Source organism: Microbulbifer sp. CnH-101-G (assembly GCF_052466775.1).
In genome coordinates this window covers 577,552-592,638 of the sequence record NZ_CP174292.1, presented here as the reverse complement: position 1 = coordinate 592,638, position 15,087 = coordinate 577,552, and the positions used below count along the sequence as shown (strand labels likewise).

Here is a 15,087-nt window from a genome sequence, read left to right as displayed (position 1 = left end):
CGAATAGAGGGTTAACAGATCGAACTCCATACCACGGGGGTCGCCTCCTCTTGGCTAAAGACCTCCGTTGGCCACTCCCCCACTCGCCATTCTCAGATACCATTTACTTAACCTGTACAAGCTTCGATCAGCCAGATCGCAATTTCAGCCAGAAATGTTTTGAGCCCCCAAAAATTCCTGTATCATAAATGTTAATGATAGTTATCCTCATTTACGATAACGATCAAAGTGACCAAAATGATCACTGTTAAATGTTAGGCATTCACCTCGCCCGATTAATGCCTTACCAACCCTTAAAGTTTGGGCGTCAGAGAGGAAAAATGAGAACTTTAATTGCATTACTTTTTGCGGTTACTTTTGCCACCACTGCTCAAGCGAGCGATGCTTCTGGAGAAAAGCCCATTCAGCACCTCAAAGTAGCGGATGTTACTTCGATGAAGGATGCCAAGAAGATTTTCGTTGAGAAAACCGCAGAAATTAAAAGCAAGCAAAAGCTGGATGCTGCTGAGCTTCACCAGATACATGTCATCACCTACACGCTAGAGAAAAGTGTTGAGTTTTTCGCTGAGAACCTGAAGGGTGAGAGGCAAGAGCTTGCAAAAGAGATTGCCGTTGTGGTGGAGAATATTCATCTTAACTCCGAAAACAACCGCACCGAGAAGACTGAGAAAGATCTGAAGGAATACTTTAAATTAGCAGACAAATTTGCTGCTGGATTTAAACATCACTAATAAAGATCATTCCCGAGCTTAACCAGCGGCTCTAGTCGCAGCGAGAGGCTCGTCTGGATCGATTGAAAATTAAAGCGCTAACTATCAGTAGTTAGCGCTTTAATGATAACACCACCAGTTCATGGCTAGACGCCACCATCTCGATCAAATTCTCAACGATTTCCACTGTCCATATTTCCTTCCCTTTTGATCCGCCTATAAATCTCCTCACGGTGTACGGACAAAGATTTAGGGGCGACTATTCCTATCCTCACCTGATTACCCACAACTTCCAATACAGTGATTGAAACGTTCCCTCCAATCCGTAAGTTTTCGCCTGTACGGCGCTTTAAGATCAACATATTTGTTTCCTACTGACACACAAACCATGGATAGACCTTCCACAATGGGAAAGTTTGGATAGAAAGGTTTTGAGTAAGCGCGAGGTGGTGCGCGAGAACGGTAGGCATAGAAAAAGAAAAGGCAGACGCAACGCCCCCAGGGCTTGGGGAATCTCTCCAAACCGCTGATTGTGCTCCACTTTATTGAAGACGAGCGGGTTTCTAGCGTACTATGCATATAGCCATCTTGATAGGTATCGTATCAATTTGGTTAGCTGGCCCCAGGTGTTCCAGCACCTTGGGTCAGCGCCTTTTACTTACTTTTACTTCACGCTACCGTTCTCCTTTGAGAGGTTGATTTTTTAGAAAAGTCTTAGGTCTCTTGATCCTTTCGATTCTCTTGAACTGAGCTGCTTTGATTGTTGCCTTCAGATGGCTTCTTAATCGCGGCCAAAATACCAATAAATATCTATCGATTTTACGTGGCTTTGACACTAAAACAAACCTAATAAAATCTAATAAGATTGTTTTTGTGCCTATATTTTTTGTTGCTCACGTATTGAAAATTTCGATTGCATATAAAAATGGCTGCTTAGATTAATATACCCACCACTCCCACGCTGGAGTTCAGACAACAATAGATCATCAATGCTTCGACTTAATACGTACTCCAAATATCTACAGAAAAGATCTCTCCATAGACCAAAGTAACTTGCAGACTTTTAGGATATTACTGCGAGAATTAGGAGCCTCTGAGCAACCCAGTGATGCTTCTACTTACAGAGTGGTTTCAATAAGAGCGCAGCTTCACAGGAATGACTAGACCTTAGAAGAAGTCTCAACACGGTGCATGAATCGTTATGGAAGCCCTCAGTCCAATCCTTGAAGGCCACAACAGCTGCGTTGCAACGCTTGAAAAGGGCTACATCCATTCGCGGCGAACTGCGCCTAACATCTTTAACCTTCAAGATCCGCAGAGATATTACAGAGTGATTCAGAGGCACACTGGATACCTTAACCACTCGCCAACTAATACCAGCCAGTAAAAGTTGGCAAGTGCTAGCTTAGGGATTTACGATCCTATTGACCGTAATATTGGAGAACAAGAAGATAAACCCAAAAACAATAATGAAATCAAGTGGTTACGGACTAGCGTTAAAACTGGGATAGTAGTCAAAGTGATCGCTTTTCCAGTTTGCACGGACGTATCAGGATGCTTTAAATCTATGGTTTTAAATAAAAATTTAGGCTTTGGCGTAGAAATTGATTCTAAGATAACAATCAGGATAATAGTGGTCAGAATGATTACTATATAGCTGTTAAGCATCAGAACATGCCCAGAGAAAAATCTGACTCAGAAAAGGCAGCGGGAAAGCTAATCTCAGCAATTCAAAAAGAATGGAACGAAGAGGCTGGCACTCCCCAAGCGGAGCAAAGTGAAGGCGTAATGGACCTGGCTCATGAGCTTTTACAGGCTCGTACAGGCAAAGCTATGGAAGCGTTACTCGCAAGTAGATCAATAAGCGAGTATTTGGGTGAGTTTTGGGTTCGTAGGCACCCGTCGGTTAGCTCAGCCATACATTCCCTAGAGCAAGCGATAGAGCAAGCGATAGAGCAAGCGATAGAGCAAGAACATGCTTAACAATCGCAAGCAGTATGCTACGGGCCTCCGCGGGACGCCCAACGCTATGCACATTTTGTGCGGGTCGCTGCGCTCCCAGTTTCGCACAAAATGTGCATAGCATTGGTCGCCCCTGTTGCGGGCGTTAGGTACTCAAATGCAGTGGAAAATAACTAAAGAGATACCACGTAAATATGTTGATGAATCATATTATTTGAAGGCAGAGCGGAGTTGCCCTGAAGGTATTCTTGTCCTAGAAATATGTTGGGCTCAAATAATGTATGCTTTAACCGTAGAACTATTCAATTGAAATAATCATCCTGACCTGATCTATGACAGCATGGTTTTTTACGAAGATCGCATTGAAAAGTACGGCCATCAAATTATGAGAATCACAGATTCTTCACCCGTTAGCAGGCTCAAGCGCTTAGACTCAATGCAAAAAGATGGTGTTTTAAATCACGTATTATGTGAAAAATATAATGTGGAGTTTAAATCCACACTACCAGCCAAAGATTAGCTTTGAATGGGGTAAGATCACGCTAAGAGCGCCGCTGCTTTGAGTGTTACGGGTCATGAGTAATTTACTTCGTACATTAACCATTATTGGAATATGTATAGCTGTGCTTGCAGGCTGTACTAGCACAACCTCGCTTAACGAAAACGAGTTGATCCACCCACAGATCAGAACAAAAAAAATCATACAGCGTGAAGCGCTACTTATGTCTGGCCAAGACACATGGGAAGAGGTACAGGAAGGAGAAGAAAGCTATTTTCGTGGTGCACCCTATCAACTTTACGATAAGGACCCGAGTAGTAATAGCTGGCGAAAGACTGGTTGGTTACCTGTTGGCACAGAAATAGAAATAACTAATGTCACCTATGTAAAGACTTTCTCACATGACTATATAAAAGCTGATGGGCTGGTTTTCTTATCCAAAGAAAAGCCATTACATTTCGTGTACTCTTGGCGGGCATATTCAAAGTGTCTCTCAATTAAACGGGCACCATGGGAAAGTCAGTCGGTTCCAGAAAAACGTAAAATAAAGGAGCTTGGGTGCTACAACACGCCCTAACAAGGCGGTCAATGAGAAACCTTCCCCCATGGAGTAGGCGCCTACCTTTTGAATAGGGTAGGAGAAAATGCCGAAAATATTGAGCGAAGAACGTGTTGTTGAATACTCAACAGAGTTTAAAGTTAGAGTGGTCGCACTCACTAATCAACTGAAAGTAGATACGACTACTATCGCCAACATCATTGGCCTACATCCAGTAATGGTGTATAGATGGCGACAAGAAAGCAGAGAAGGCTGTGGTAATTTGTAGTAGTGAGCCAGGCTCGGAATTAAAACAGCTGTGGAATGAATCGAAAGAATGGAGTTTCTATGTTAGCGGGTTACAGCTTCGTCTGAAATCCGCACTTAAGTCGGGTAGCCGGTAGCTTTTAGCTACCGGCCCCACACTACCCATCATGCGGGTCATGAATGCTAAACGGTTGGACCTACTTACCAGCCAGTGGCCACGCTGACAGAATCACCGAAACAAATTACACGGATTTACCAAAATAAGAGTATAAAATCTCACAAATCAGCTACATCATTAACCCTATCCATTAGATCACGTGGCTTTGGCACCCTTGGCCTACAGACTAAGCCACATAGGATGTTTCTGTTCGCCAACTCATAGCTTTGCTCGCGGCTTCCTCCCCACAAAACCTTATAGTATTGCTATTCGCTGGTAGTTAGAGGTCATTAAACGGTGATCTTCCTACTGAGGGCTTTCACATGTCAAGTGCGATTCTTATTGCCCCCATCCTTTACGCGGGCATTATAGGGCCCCATAATCGCTCTTTATCCATAAGCAGGATTAGATTTCTTGCCTCAAATACACATGGATATATGTCAATAGTATATATGATTAATTGCCGAACACTCGAAGCTGGTATCTAGTGAAAACTCCCAAACGTCTACAGCCTCTCATCGATGATGGCTTAATCGATGAAGTTATCAGCCGCCTAATGAGCGGCAAAGAAGCCGATATATTTATTGTCCGTTGTCGCGACGAAATTCGTTGCGCCAAAGTCTATAAAGACGCAACTAAGCGTAGTTTTAAAAAGGCCGCACAATACCAAGAAGGGCGTAAAGTTCGCAGTGGTCGTCAAGCACGTGCCATGCAAAAACGGTCGAATTATGGCCGCCAACAGCAGGAAGAAATTTGGCAAAATGCCGAAGTTGATGCTTTATCCCGTTTAGCACGCGCTCATGTACGAGTTCCCAAGACTTTTGGTTGTGTTGACGGTGTATTATTGATGGAGTTAATCACTGACGAAGCAGGCAATGTCGCACCACGGCTTGGCGATGTGACAATGTCAGAAGAGCAAGCAGTTAAAGATCATACATTAATGATCCATTACATCATGCTCATGCTTCACGAGGGAATTGTACATGGCGATTTATCTGAATTTAACGTACTAGTGGATGATTCCGGCCCTGTGATTATCGATTTACCCCAAGCTGTTAATGCCGCTGCCAATAACAGTGCACAAGAAATGTTCACTCGCGACGTCGACAATATGCGTCGTTATTATGGCAGATTTGCCCCCTCTTTATTACAGACTCAATACGCCAAGGAAATGTGGGCACTGTTTGAAGAGGGTAACTTGACGACTAGCTCAACGCTCAGCGGCAAGTTTGATGATGACGATGACAGCGCCGATGTCGACGCCGTGCTAGAAGAAATCAAAGCGGTGATGCAAGAGGAACTGGAACGAAAAGAGCGCATACGTGAATCTTCAGAAGATGCACAAATTTAGTTGAAAGCACCCGGTTTAGTAACCTTATTGGTTGCTGCGGGTATTATTTATTACCCTATTGCGCAAATTAGTACACACACATTAGGACACCCAAAGGCTGGAGGATGCTGTGAACTGTAGAGCAAGCTCTCTTTCTGGGGGCTGTTACCCTTTGATTTATAGGTAAGAGAGATTAAGTTCTGGGAATTGATATGCAGATTTTTGGAAATGCTATTTTGGATAAAAGAGTGGTAATCGTGTTATAGAGTATTTGGGGTAGGAGTAGATTAGCAGGGTGTGGCTGATAGGAAACACCGGCAATCCCTATTCCGTGTACTCAGCGTTTATCGAATTGGGGGCAAGCTTTCTTTACCGTCTCCACTGATCTGTATTAGTTCAGACCAAACCTTTAAAGCAGCTTTCAAAGTTCCAACTGAGATAGAGCCAATGTTTTGCTGAGATGCCCAGCCACTCAAGGATAGGGGGCGCCTTTTGAAAAATGGCACCGGGATTTTGGGGGCTAAATGCCGGCGACTCCAGTCAACTAGCGCCAAATAGTGATCCAGCTGAAAGCACAAACCTTTCGGCATATTAAGGCCATTTTTCTACTAAGCCCCTCATTGAGAATATCCTGTAAAAACACACCAGAGAATTGAAGTGTATAGCCCTCGACTGACTAACAGCTGTCACAATAAGGACTCGGGCGTTAAGTAACCAACTCCTAAAATGTTGAGCTACTAAATACTCCCCTTAAACTTAACTAAAAATTAATGGTCAAGTAACTCCGCATTAGTCGAGTACTTTTTAAGGAGTTCAACAAGTTTTTTAGTGCCATCCACAGGCTTCAGGCTGGTAAGCGTTCTTCGTAAAGCTCTTATCGTTGCAATATCTTTCGAGTTAAACAAGATTTCCTCACGGCGAGTACTGCTTTTAGCAATATCCAGGGCAGGGAAAATTCGCTGTCTCGCAATTTCCTTTGATAATACTACCTCCATATTCCCCGTACCCTTAAACTCCTCAAATATCACCTGGTCCATTCGGCTTCCGGTATCCACGAGTATCGTTGCCAGAATCGTAAGTGAGCCACCGTCTTCGATCTTCCTCGCAGCGCCAAACAGCTTTCTGGGTATCTCCATGGCCCTGGCATCTATCCCGCCAGACATTGTACGCCCCCTACCACTCTGCTGGGCATTATGTACCCGTGAAAGCCTTGTCAACGAGTCAACCACGATCATCACATCCTGGCCTTCACCGGCTTCCTTACAGGCCCTACCATGGAGTTCATTAGCTACTCTCACATGCTCTTCATAGCTATGATCAGAAGAGGACGCATAAACTTCGGCCGGTACACTTCGCTTAAAGTCAGTAACCTCCTCTGGCCTTTCATCAATAAGCAAAGCGTACAGCTTTATTTCGGGATAAGCCTCCCCCACTGCTTGGCAGATATGTTTCAGAATAGTGGTTTTGCCACAGCCCGGTGGAGCCACAATCAAGCCTCGCTGCCCCTTACCAATTGGCGTAATCAAATCCATCGCCCTTACAGTAAGTTGCTGAGAACCTGACTCAAGGCGAATAGGCTCAGATGGATTAATAGCTACTCCATTTAGGAACCGCTTCTTTGGATCAGAAGTATCCTCTTGCTTTTTATCAGCCTTCTTAGGCTCCTTATTTCTCTTTACCTTTAAGGATAATATTTTTCTGGACATAACATGCTCTTTACAAATCAATCGAGACCGGGGAGATTGTTGTTGATTGTTGATGTTTGGACAAAAGATTAAAACTCTCCAAAACTGGATACTATAGCCAGAACTTGCGGCTATGCGATTACCTTTCCGAACCCAAGGCAGACAAATAATCCTATTGAAACCCGAGAACACCAATTAACGTCAGCCTTAACCATTGAAACACCAATCAGAAGGTTGAAAAAAACGAATAATCGCTACTGACCGCAGGTGCACACTAGGACACCCACAGATTGAAAGGTCAAACCCAAAATTGTACAGGCTTTCCACCTTAACAGCGATTTCTTCTGGTCTGATTCGGATAAAGTGAAACGCTAAAAAAATATGCTTTAGGTTTGAAAATTGCTTGAATTGGTCAAATCGGAAGGAATGGCAACGATAGACCGGGAGGAAATTAGTGAGGTGTTACCGAAAGGAAACGCTGGCAGTCGCCTATGCCATGTACCCAGCGTTTATTGAGTTGAATACAGGCTTGCCATACAGCCTCTGCTGATCCCACCAGGCTTTGAAAGCGGCTTTCAAAGTTCCGATTGAGATAGAGCCCGTGTTTGGCTGAGATACCGAGCCATTCAAGGATAGGGGGCGTTTTTTGAGAAATGGCACAGCGCTTTTTGGCGGGCTAAGTGCCGGTCACTCCAATCTACTAGTGCCAAACTGTGATCCAACTGAAAGGGTTGCCCTTTGGTATATTCAAACGCTCAGCGTCAACAAACAGAAGTAGATTTTTGAACTTCTCACCTGAGTCTGCCGCACGAACACGCTGCTGAATTAAAGTGTAATCAGATTCTTCAGGCATCTTGACGATATTGACACGGATCAGGTTGAGGTCTACATAGGCCATATATTGGGTATCCAGAATCGGTAAATAGCCGGTTGGGCCTAATTATGAGTCAGCGGCCGCGCTGACAGGTTCACAGCAGCAAGCCAAAATGACCATATAGTATCGATAAGAATAATACCCCAAATACATTTAATGTTTGTGGAAGCATTATTACTTTGGCATGTAAGAAGTATCCCCCGACGCAAGGGTCAAAACAGTGGCCAACGTTTATAGTGAATAAAACACTGTAACTGGCTCAACGGCGTCAAACTGGCTTATTGCCCCCAGTCAACACAGGCTTTACCTGCGTAAACATCGAATTCCATAGGGAAACTCGATGCCCTTTGCTGGTCTTTTCTATTTCACCCACAGGGTGAAATGAGAAGTTGAAATTGGCATAGACCCTCTTGATAGATTCAAAATCTTAGTACAAATCAGCGAATTTCAACCAATCTTTTAGGTTAAGGCTATTATTATATTGCACATCAAGCTTAAGGCTCTGGCTCAAATGACAATATTTTAGGTACAGAGAAAACCATTATGTGTTTTTCAGCCACAGCATCATTCGGATCAGCAGCTGTCCTTCTTGTTGGCGGTGCTTTGTGCACAAGACACGCTATTAAAAATGATAAAACCTATTTGTTGCTCGCAATTACCCCTATCCTTTTCGCGTTACAACAAGCGAGTGAGGGCCTGGTATGGATTGGATATAACGAAAACTTAACATCACTAACAACAGCATCTTCCATTTTCTTTTTATTCTTTGCTCTGCTTTTTTGGCTTGTCTGGATACCAATTGTAGCCTTTAGTCTTGAAACAAAAAAATGGAAAAGAGTTTTCTTTATTACATTAATCATCATAGGCTTTGTTTTTGGCTTATACCTTTGGATACCAGTCCTATTAGAAACAGGATCAAGATATTTGATGAAAACGAGTGTATGCGGGCACAGCCTATGTTATATCACTTCCGATTACAGCTTATTCGCCATTACAGCAGGACATATTCTTTATTCTTTACTTGGCTTTTTATTTTTATTATCCAGCAATCAGATTTTTAGAAAATTTTGGGCACTTGTCATGCTGCTCGGTGTTATCGTCTACTTTACTCAGCGTGAAACATGGGTGTCAACCTGGTGTTTCTTTGCTGCAATATCGACCTTATGGATTTATTTTCTATTAAAAAATGACTATAAAGCTAAGATGAAAAAACAAACTTTATGATTGAACTGATAGAGCTAAGTTGGCCACAGCACAAAGGGAAAGACCAGCAAGGAGCTTTTTAAGGCGCTAAGGAAGCGATGCTTTTGAGCTGATGCTTACTTTCAACATCACCTAACGAGTTACCGCATCCGACTATGGTATAGTGCTGACAACACTATACAAGCCAACGCCACCCATTAAAATATTATGGATCTCAAATTTGTTTCGCCGAGCATGAAAAGATTGTTTTTCACTCTGTCAGTTATATTTATTTCCGGATGTGTTTCTACCGATAACATATATGAGAGAAATGTGAAAGCCAATGAACTAGAAGCACAGGCTGAAGACGCCAGAGTAAGGAATAATTATTCCATGGCGAAACAGCTGGACAGAAAGGCAGAGAAGCTACGGGAAAAAGACTCTATCAACAAAGAGGATATCGTTGCAGGTATTTTTTCCGAGCTTTTTAAGCGGTTGTTCGGAGGAAGCTCTAAAAATGATCAACATGGTTGGTGATAAAGCGAACCTTTACCAACAAGCATTAGGCAGTTCAAGATCTCTATGCCGAGGCTGATGGCACAATCTGATTTGGACCAGCTTTTTTTACAATCAGATATCAATACTATTCAGCTGACCACTGTGATTCTGGGATAGGCAAGAACTTATTCTCTATGAGAAAGGATACATTGGCATATGAGGTTTAGGGTGAGTGTTTAAACACTCCACCTGCTTAAAAAACACTCAGCTTTGCTCCAACTAAAAGAAGCCTTCGCAGGGCTGCCAATAGTATGCTTCACACGGGACTAGTTGCCGGTTAGCTTAGTGATAACTATGATTAGCAACTACACCCGAACGCTGCCCGAAGTGTTTAAAAGCCAAACTACCGGAAAGCCCGTGCACCCCATACTCTCCATAGAAAACCTGCAGTGCCGCTACGGCGAGCAGGTGGTTATAGAATCAGTTTCCTTTGCTTTACAGGCCGGGGAGATTGCCTGCTTGTTGGGCCCCAGCGGCTGCGGCAAAACAACGTTGCTGCACGCCATCGCTGGATTTCAGCCAGTCGCTGCAGGGAATATCCAGCTGTCTGGAGAAGTAATCTCTTCTCCCAAGGTTAAGGTTCCTGCGGAACAGCGGAAAATAGGGGTGGTATTTCAGGATTATGCCCTCTTCCCACACCTCACCGTTGAACAGAATATTGCCTTCGGTATCCAGTCAATGCCGAAAAGCGAGCGGCAGTCCCGCACCCAGTCGTTGCTACAACTAGTACGGCTGGAAGGCTTCGGGCAGCAGTACCCGCACCAGCTATCTGGCGGTCAGCAGCAGCGTGTCGCTCTGGCTCGGGCACTGGCACCGCGCCCCAAGTTGTTGCTGCTGGATGAACCCTTCTCGAACCTGGATACCGAGCTGCGCCGCAGTCTCGCCGCCGAAGTCCGCCATATACTGCGCGAAGAGAAGATCCCTGCGATTATTGTTACCCACGACCGCCACGAGGCCTTTATTGCCGGAGATAAGCTGGGAGTACTCAGCCAAGGTCAATTACAGCAGTGGGACAGCCCACAGGATACTTATCAGAAGCCAAAGAATTTGGCGGTTGCGAGAATCGTTAGTGAAGGGAACATTATCTCCGGCACTGTCCTGGGCAATGACCTGATCAGCACCCCATTAGGGGAAGTAAATATGCCGACAGCTGCATACGAAAATGGCAATAGGCTCGAACTGTTTGTGCGCAGTGAGGATATTGCCGCAGGCGAACATCCCGGTGCGGTTATGGCTCAGGTTGTGGAAAAGAATTTTCTCGGCAATCAAGTGAGCTATCGCTTTCAGTTAGCCGCAGGGGAAACTGTCGAGGCCGCTTTGAATGCAAATCTTCAAGCAGCTCCCGGTGATAAACTTCCCCTACGTCTCTGCTCTGCGCTGGTGTTTGACCAGGCCCGATAGCAGCTATCAAGACAGGGCGGGCGCTTCAGAGCTCGCCAGGGCTGTGCGCTCCTCACCTCTGCGCCATCCAATGGAGCGGCTCAGCAAAATCACTGGAATCAATCCCACCAGGACAATCAATAAAGCCCCCAAGGCCGAGCGTTCCAGCATCTCATCAGAAGCAAACTGGTAAACATAAGTCGCCAAGGTATCAAAGCCGAAGGGGCGCAATAGCAAAGTTGCCGGCAGTTCTTTCATACAGTCTACAAAAACCACCAAGCCACCGGTGAGCAGGCCTGTACGCACCAAGGGAAGATGCACAGCCCATAGAGTTTGCCAGCTATTACGCCCTAGAGAGCGGGCAGCCCTATCCATCGATGGGGTTACCTTCTCCAGACTGGATTCTATGGCCCCCGTGGATACCACCAGGAAGCGTACCGTGTAGGCAAAAATAATGGCAAAAATACTGCCGCTTAACAGTAGTCCTATAGAGATATCGAAGTGTTCACGTAAAAAAGCATCGACGGCATTATCAAAAGCGGCCAGTGGAATCAGGACTCCAATCGCCAATACCGCCCCAGGCATTGCATAACCCAACTTGGAAAAGCCGACTAAAAGCTTCACAGACCTCTTGGGTTGCAGCCGCTTACCGTAAGCCAGCAGCAAGCCCAGCAATACAGAGACCAGTGCCGCTGCGATAGACAGCAACAAGCTATTGCTGGCGATCTGTATAAAATCTTCACTCCAATAGCTGGAAAAGTTACTCAGTGCGTAACTACACAGAACCAGCAGGGGGATAATAAAACCAGACACCAACAGTAACCCGCAAAACAAAATAGCTACAGCGGATCGCCAGCCACGCAACACATAGCGTTCACGCTGGGAATTTGGCGATTGTACAAAGTGCTTCTGTCTCGCCCGCCCCATTCGCTCCAACGTAATTAGCAGAACAACAACAATCAGGGTACTACAGGCAATTTGTGCCGCCCCTCCTAAATTACCGTGGCTCAGCCAGGTATCGTAAATCCCGACACTCAAAGTGCGCACTGCAAAAAAGTCGACAGTGCCGAAATCGTTCAGGGTTTCCATCAATACCAGTGACAGGCCCACCGCAATTGCCGGGCGTGCCATTGGTAGGGATACGCGCAAGAAGCTCTGCCAGGGCGTGCAGCCCAGTGACCGACTCGCGGCCCGTATACTGCCGCACTGTTCGATAAACGCTGCGCGCGCGAGCATGTACACGTAGGGAAAGAGCACCAGTGACAGCATGGCAATAGCCCCACCCATACTGCGGATCTCCGGAAACCAATAATCCCTGGCCGTCTGCCAACCAAACCAGGCCCGCAAGGACTTTTGCACGGGGCCCGCATACTCCAGCAAATCTGTATAGACGTAAGCAATCACATAGGCGGGAACAGCAAACGGCAGTAGCAACGCCCACTCGAACAGCCGGCGCCCGGGAAACTGGCACATGCTCACTAGCCAGGCACTGCCCACACCTGCTATCAGCGTTACTAAACCGACACCACCAGCCAGAAGCATTGTGGAGGACACATAGTGGAACAGCACCGTGTCTAACAGGTGCGGCCAGATATTCTCTTCAGGAAAAAATGCCAACCAAAAGATAGATAGCACTGGCAAAGCTACTAGAAGGGAAATAGTAGCTACCAGAAGCAGCCAGCGGGAAGCTGATAAATTCGCTCGGTTTAGCATGAATTAAGAAATCAAAAGCTCATTATAAAAGAACGGCCCTGGTCTCTCGACAGGGCCGTTCGAATAAGGCTGAGATAGTGCTGCCAGTATGCGGGGCAGCAATTCTCACTCAGTTAACCATTCTAAAAGTCAAAGCGTACTTCATCAACCATACGGGAAGCCGCCGGAACGTAGGAACCGATTTCAGTGAGACTCAGATCGTCTTCCTTAAATTCACCCATATACTCCTTAATCAACTCAGAGCGGGCCGTGCCGGGGCGCACCGGGAACTCAAAATTTTTCTCAGCGTAAGAGTATTGAGCATCGGCGCCACTAAGGAATTCCAGCAGCTTAACAGCATTTTCTCGGTTGGGAGCATGCTTGGTCAGCGCCGCGCCGGAAATAAACATATGGGTACCGCGATCCTTCTGGTTAGGGAAGATCAGGTTTACTGATTTGGCCCAATCCACCTGCTCCGGCTGCTCCTTATTGGTGATCATTTTACCGAAGTAGTAGCTGTTACCCAGGGAAAGGTCACAGACACCTTCGCTAATGGCCTTAACCTGGGCGCGGTCATTGCCCTGCGGCTTACGCGCCAGATTCGCTTTCACGCCCTGCAGCCACTCTTTGGTTTCTGCTTCACCGTGGTGAGCGATCATGGACGCGATCAAGGATAGGGTGTAAGGGTGCTTACCGCTGCGGGTACAGATTCGGCCCTTCCACTTGGGATCAACCAGTTCTTCGTAGCGAGTGATTTCACCGGGCTTAACGCGGTCTTTGGAGGCGTAGATTAAACGCGCTCGGGTGGTCAGGCCGAACCAGTTGCCGGCCTCATCACGGAATTGTGTAGGGATATTTTGCTCCAACACCTCGCTCTTCACCGGCTGGGTCAACTGCTTGTTCAGCAGGTCCATCAGGCTGCTGGTGTTGGAAGTGAGCACCAAATCTGCCGGGCTGTTACGCCCCTCGCGCTGCAGGCGCTCGTTGAGCCCCTTGCTGGCATACACCACCTTTGTCTCAATACCGGTTTTCTCCGTGAATTCCTCCAGTATCGGCTCAATTAGGAAGGGCTGGCGGTAGGAGTAAATATTCACTTGCTCCGCGGCATTGGCCCCAATGGCACCAAGCAAACCAACAGTTGCAATCGCTTTTTGAAATAGAGACCTGGTAAACATGAGATTCTTATCACCCCCGGGTTGATTTGAGAAGCATTCTCATTTGAGTGAAAGATAATGTCAACCTGAAACCTCTGTACTCAGCAAAGTCGCAAAATTCCTCCTATGCTTAGATTCAAGCTAGTCACCTGCAGAGGCTCTATGCATTACCTTATTCTGCCACTCGCTCTGGTTGTTGCCCTATCCGGCTGCGACCGCAAGGGTGAGCCACATAAGGCCCAGTCATCGGATAGTGAAGCAACCGCTGGCCAAACAGCCAGCGAGGCAATGAAGCAGCCGATTAAACAAAACGCAAACAGCACGGCGGAGGTCCCCTCCGGTCAGCTACAGGAGACCGCTTCGGGCAGTGAAACCATTTGTACACCGGGTTGGTTTACCTGGGTACAGCGACAAGTAATGGCCCAACAAGATGGAGACCTGAAAGAGATGTACCCATCAGGCCTCCCCCCCGTTGGCAGCGCGGAGTGGTTTGATGCAATCACCAAGCTAACGGGCGGTAACCTGGCCAGTGTGAAGCCCGGCAGCCCGGAGTGGTGCCTGGCAATTCAGAAACGTCTTAGTCACCCCGGTGACCAAGGCCTGTAAGGCAAGCAATAGGCCAAGCATCTTGCTAAGCAAAAGCGAGATGTAAACCTTCTATTACCCGGTCAATTTTTCAACCGGGCCCGAAAGCGAGGTAGTGAAAATGAAGTTCTTCAGCAGAATGTTGCTGGCACTAATCGCCGCAACCACGCTACAAACCGCCATCGCCGGCGAAAAACCCCCTCCTGGCGCCATGGCACTCTCTATGGTGCTCACAAAGTTAGAGCAACAGGGTTATACCCCAATTGTTGAGGTAGACCTGGAAAGAGGACAATGGAAAGTGGAGGCTTACAAGGGCGATCAAAAATACGACCTGATTGTGGATCCCAATTCGGCAGAGGTCCAATCCGAAAAACCCGATAACAGCTAATGTGTGTAACCCAGGGCTACTCCCCTTAGCCTTTATTGCCCCGGAGTAGGGACACGCCGGGGTGGGCCAGAACACTTCACAGTTTTAACAAGTGTGGTTGCAACTCACGTAACCGCAGTGATTATG

General features: G+C 46.4%; 15 protein-coding genes. 10 read left to right on the top strand and 5 right to left on the bottom strand.

From position 1 onward, the window contains the following. Nucleotides 1–320 precede the first annotated feature (320 nt). Nucleotides 321–731: a DUF6746 family protein gene (locus ACJJID_RS02775; protein ID WP_444921390.1), complete on the top strand. Its 411-nt coding sequence runs from the start codon at nt 321–323 to the stop codon at nt 729–731. Between the two features lie 152 nt (nt 732–883). Here the strand turns inward: ACJJID_RS02775 and csrA are convergent, their stop codons facing one another. Further along, nucleotides 884–1,072: a carbon storage regulator CsrA gene (csrA, locus tag ACJJID_RS02770; RefSeq protein WP_444921389.1), complete on the bottom strand. Its 189-nt coding sequence runs from the start codon at nt 1,070–1,072 to the stop codon at nt 884–886. 1,312 nt (nt 1,073–2,384) lie between these two features. On the opposite strand from csrA, the gene ACJJID_RS02765 reads away from it, so the two are divergent. From ACJJID_RS02765 to ACJJID_RS02750, 4 genes are all read left to right on the top strand, one after another. Next, nucleotides 2,385–2,693 carry a hypothetical protein gene (locus ACJJID_RS02765; protein WP_444921388.1) on the top strand — a complete coding sequence of 103 codons (309 nt, stop codon included), beginning with the start codon at nt 2,385–2,387 and terminating at the stop codon, nt 2,691–2,693. 554 nt (nt 2,694–3,247) lie between these two features. Continuing rightward, nucleotides 3,248–3,748 (top strand): hypothetical protein, encoded by a 501-nt coding sequence (locus tag ACJJID_RS02760; RefSeq protein ID WP_444921387.1) that lies wholly within the window; start codon nt 3,248–3,250, stop codon nt 3,746–3,748. 67 nt (nt 3,749–3,815) lie between these two features. Next, nucleotides 3,816–3,998 carry a transposase gene (locus ACJJID_RS02755; RefSeq protein ID WP_444921386.1) on the top strand — a complete coding sequence of 61 codons (183 nt, stop codon included), beginning with the start codon at nt 3,816–3,818 and terminating at the stop codon, nt 3,996–3,998. A gap of 622 nt (nt 3,999–4,620) precedes the next feature. After that, on the top strand, nt 4,621–5,484 hold the full coding sequence (locus ACJJID_RS02750; RefSeq protein ID WP_444921385.1) for a PA4780 family RIO1-like protein kinase: 864 nt from the start codon (nt 4,621–4,623) through the stop codon (nt 5,482–5,484). A gap of 746 nt (nt 5,485–6,230) precedes the next feature. Here the strand turns inward: ACJJID_RS02750 and rho are convergent. Then, on the bottom strand, nt 6,231–7,169 hold the full coding sequence (gene rho / locus ACJJID_RS02745; RefSeq protein ID WP_444921384.1) for a transcription termination factor Rho: 939 nt from the start codon (nt 7,167–7,169) through the stop codon (nt 6,231–6,233). 679 nt (nt 7,170–7,848) lie between these two features. Then, on the bottom strand, nt 7,849–8,046 hold the full coding sequence (locus tag ACJJID_RS02740; protein ID WP_444921383.1) for a hypothetical protein: 198 nt from the start codon (nt 8,044–8,046) through the stop codon (nt 7,849–7,851). Nucleotides 8,047–8,565: 519 nt separating this feature from the next. On the opposite strand from ACJJID_RS02740, the gene ACJJID_RS02735 reads away from it, so the two are divergent. The 3 genes from ACJJID_RS02735 (at nt 8,566) to ACJJID_RS02725 (ending at nt 11,163) form a co-directional block, all read left to right on the top strand. Beyond that, nucleotides 8,566–9,246: a DUF6629 family protein gene (locus ACJJID_RS02735; protein ID WP_444921382.1), complete on the top strand. Its 681-nt coding sequence runs from the start codon at nt 8,566–8,568 to the stop codon at nt 9,244–9,246. A gap of 291 nt (nt 9,247–9,537) precedes the next feature. Continuing rightward, nucleotides 9,538–9,741, top strand: coding sequence for a hypothetical protein (locus ACJJID_RS02730; RefSeq protein WP_444921381.1), 204 nt, complete (start codon nt 9,538–9,540; stop codon nt 9,739–9,741). 315 nt (nt 9,742–10,056) lie between these two features. After that, the gene (locus tag ACJJID_RS02725) at nt 10,057–11,163 is read left to right on the top strand and encodes an ABC transporter ATP-binding protein (RefSeq protein ID WP_444921380.1); all 1,107 of its coding nucleotides are present in this window, start codon (nt 10,057–10,059) and stop codon (nt 11,161–11,163) included. A 6-nt stretch (nt 11,164–11,169) separates the two neighbouring features. On the opposite strand, the gene ACJJID_RS02720 is transcribed toward ACJJID_RS02725, so the two are convergent. Continuing rightward, complete coding sequence (locus tag ACJJID_RS02720) at nt 11,170–12,777, bottom strand: ABC transporter permease (protein ID WP_444921379.1); 1,608 nt, start codon at nt 12,775–12,777, stop codon at nt 11,170–11,172. 200 nt (nt 12,778–12,977) lie between these two features. Further along, nucleotides 12,978–14,009, bottom strand: coding sequence for a Fe(3+) ABC transporter substrate-binding protein (locus ACJJID_RS02715; protein WP_444921378.1), 1,032 nt, complete (start codon nt 14,007–14,009; stop codon nt 12,978–12,980). A gap of 141 nt (nt 14,010–14,150) precedes the next feature. Between ACJJID_RS02715 and ACJJID_RS02710 the strand changes: the two genes are divergently transcribed. Together ACJJID_RS02710 and ACJJID_RS02705 are read left to right on the top strand one after the other, a co-directional pair. Next, the gene (locus ACJJID_RS02710) at nt 14,151–14,594 is read left to right on the top strand and encodes a hypothetical protein (protein WP_444921377.1); all 444 of its coding nucleotides are present in this window, start codon (nt 14,151–14,153) and stop codon (nt 14,592–14,594) included. A 100-nt stretch (nt 14,595–14,694) separates the two neighbouring features. After that, entirely contained in the window at nt 14,695–14,961 is a 267-nt protein-coding gene (locus ACJJID_RS02705; protein WP_444921376.1) for a PepSY domain-containing protein, read from the top strand. Nucleotides 14,962–15,087: the final 126 nt, after the last annotated feature.

Coding starts and splice junctions, on each gene's coding strand:
- csrA (WP_444921389.1), bottom strand. CDS start 1,072: ATGTTGATCTTAAAGCGCCGTACAGGCGAAAACTTACGGATTGGAGGG.
- rho (WP_444921384.1), bottom strand. CDS start 7,169: ATGTCCAGAAAAATATTATCCTTAAAGGTAAAGAGAAATAAGGAGCCT.
- ACJJID_RS02765 (WP_444921388.1), top strand. CDS start 2,385: ATGCCCAGAGAAAAATCTGACTCAGAAAAGGCAGCGGGAAAGCTAATC.
- ACJJID_RS02725 (WP_444921380.1), top strand. CDS start 10,057: ATGATTAGCAACTACACCCGAACGCTGCCCGAAGTGTTTAAAAGCCAA.
- ACJJID_RS02740 (WP_444921383.1), bottom strand. CDS start 8,046: ATGGCCTATGTAGACCTCAACCTGATCCGTGTCAATATCGTCAAGATG.
- ACJJID_RS02710 (WP_444921377.1), top strand. CDS start 14,151: ATGCATTACCTTATTCTGCCACTCGCTCTGGTTGTTGCCCTATCCGGC.
- ACJJID_RS02760 (WP_444921387.1), top strand. CDS start 3,248: ATGAGTAATTTACTTCGTACATTAACCATTATTGGAATATGTATAGCT.
- ACJJID_RS02705 (WP_444921376.1), top strand. CDS start 14,695: ATGAAGTTCTTCAGCAGAATGTTGCTGGCACTAATCGCCGCAACCACG.
- ACJJID_RS02735 (WP_444921382.1), top strand. CDS start 8,566: ATGTGTTTTTCAGCCACAGCATCATTCGGATCAGCAGCTGTCCTTCTT.
- ACJJID_RS02775 (WP_444921390.1), top strand. CDS start 321: ATGAGAACTTTAATTGCATTACTTTTTGCGGTTACTTTTGCCACCACT.
- ACJJID_RS02755 (WP_444921386.1), top strand. CDS start 3,816: ATGCCGAAAATATTGAGCGAAGAACGTGTTGTTGAATACTCAACAGAG.
- ACJJID_RS02715 (WP_444921378.1), bottom strand. CDS start 14,009: ATGTTTACCAGGTCTCTATTTCAAAAAGCGATTGCAACTGTTGGTTTG.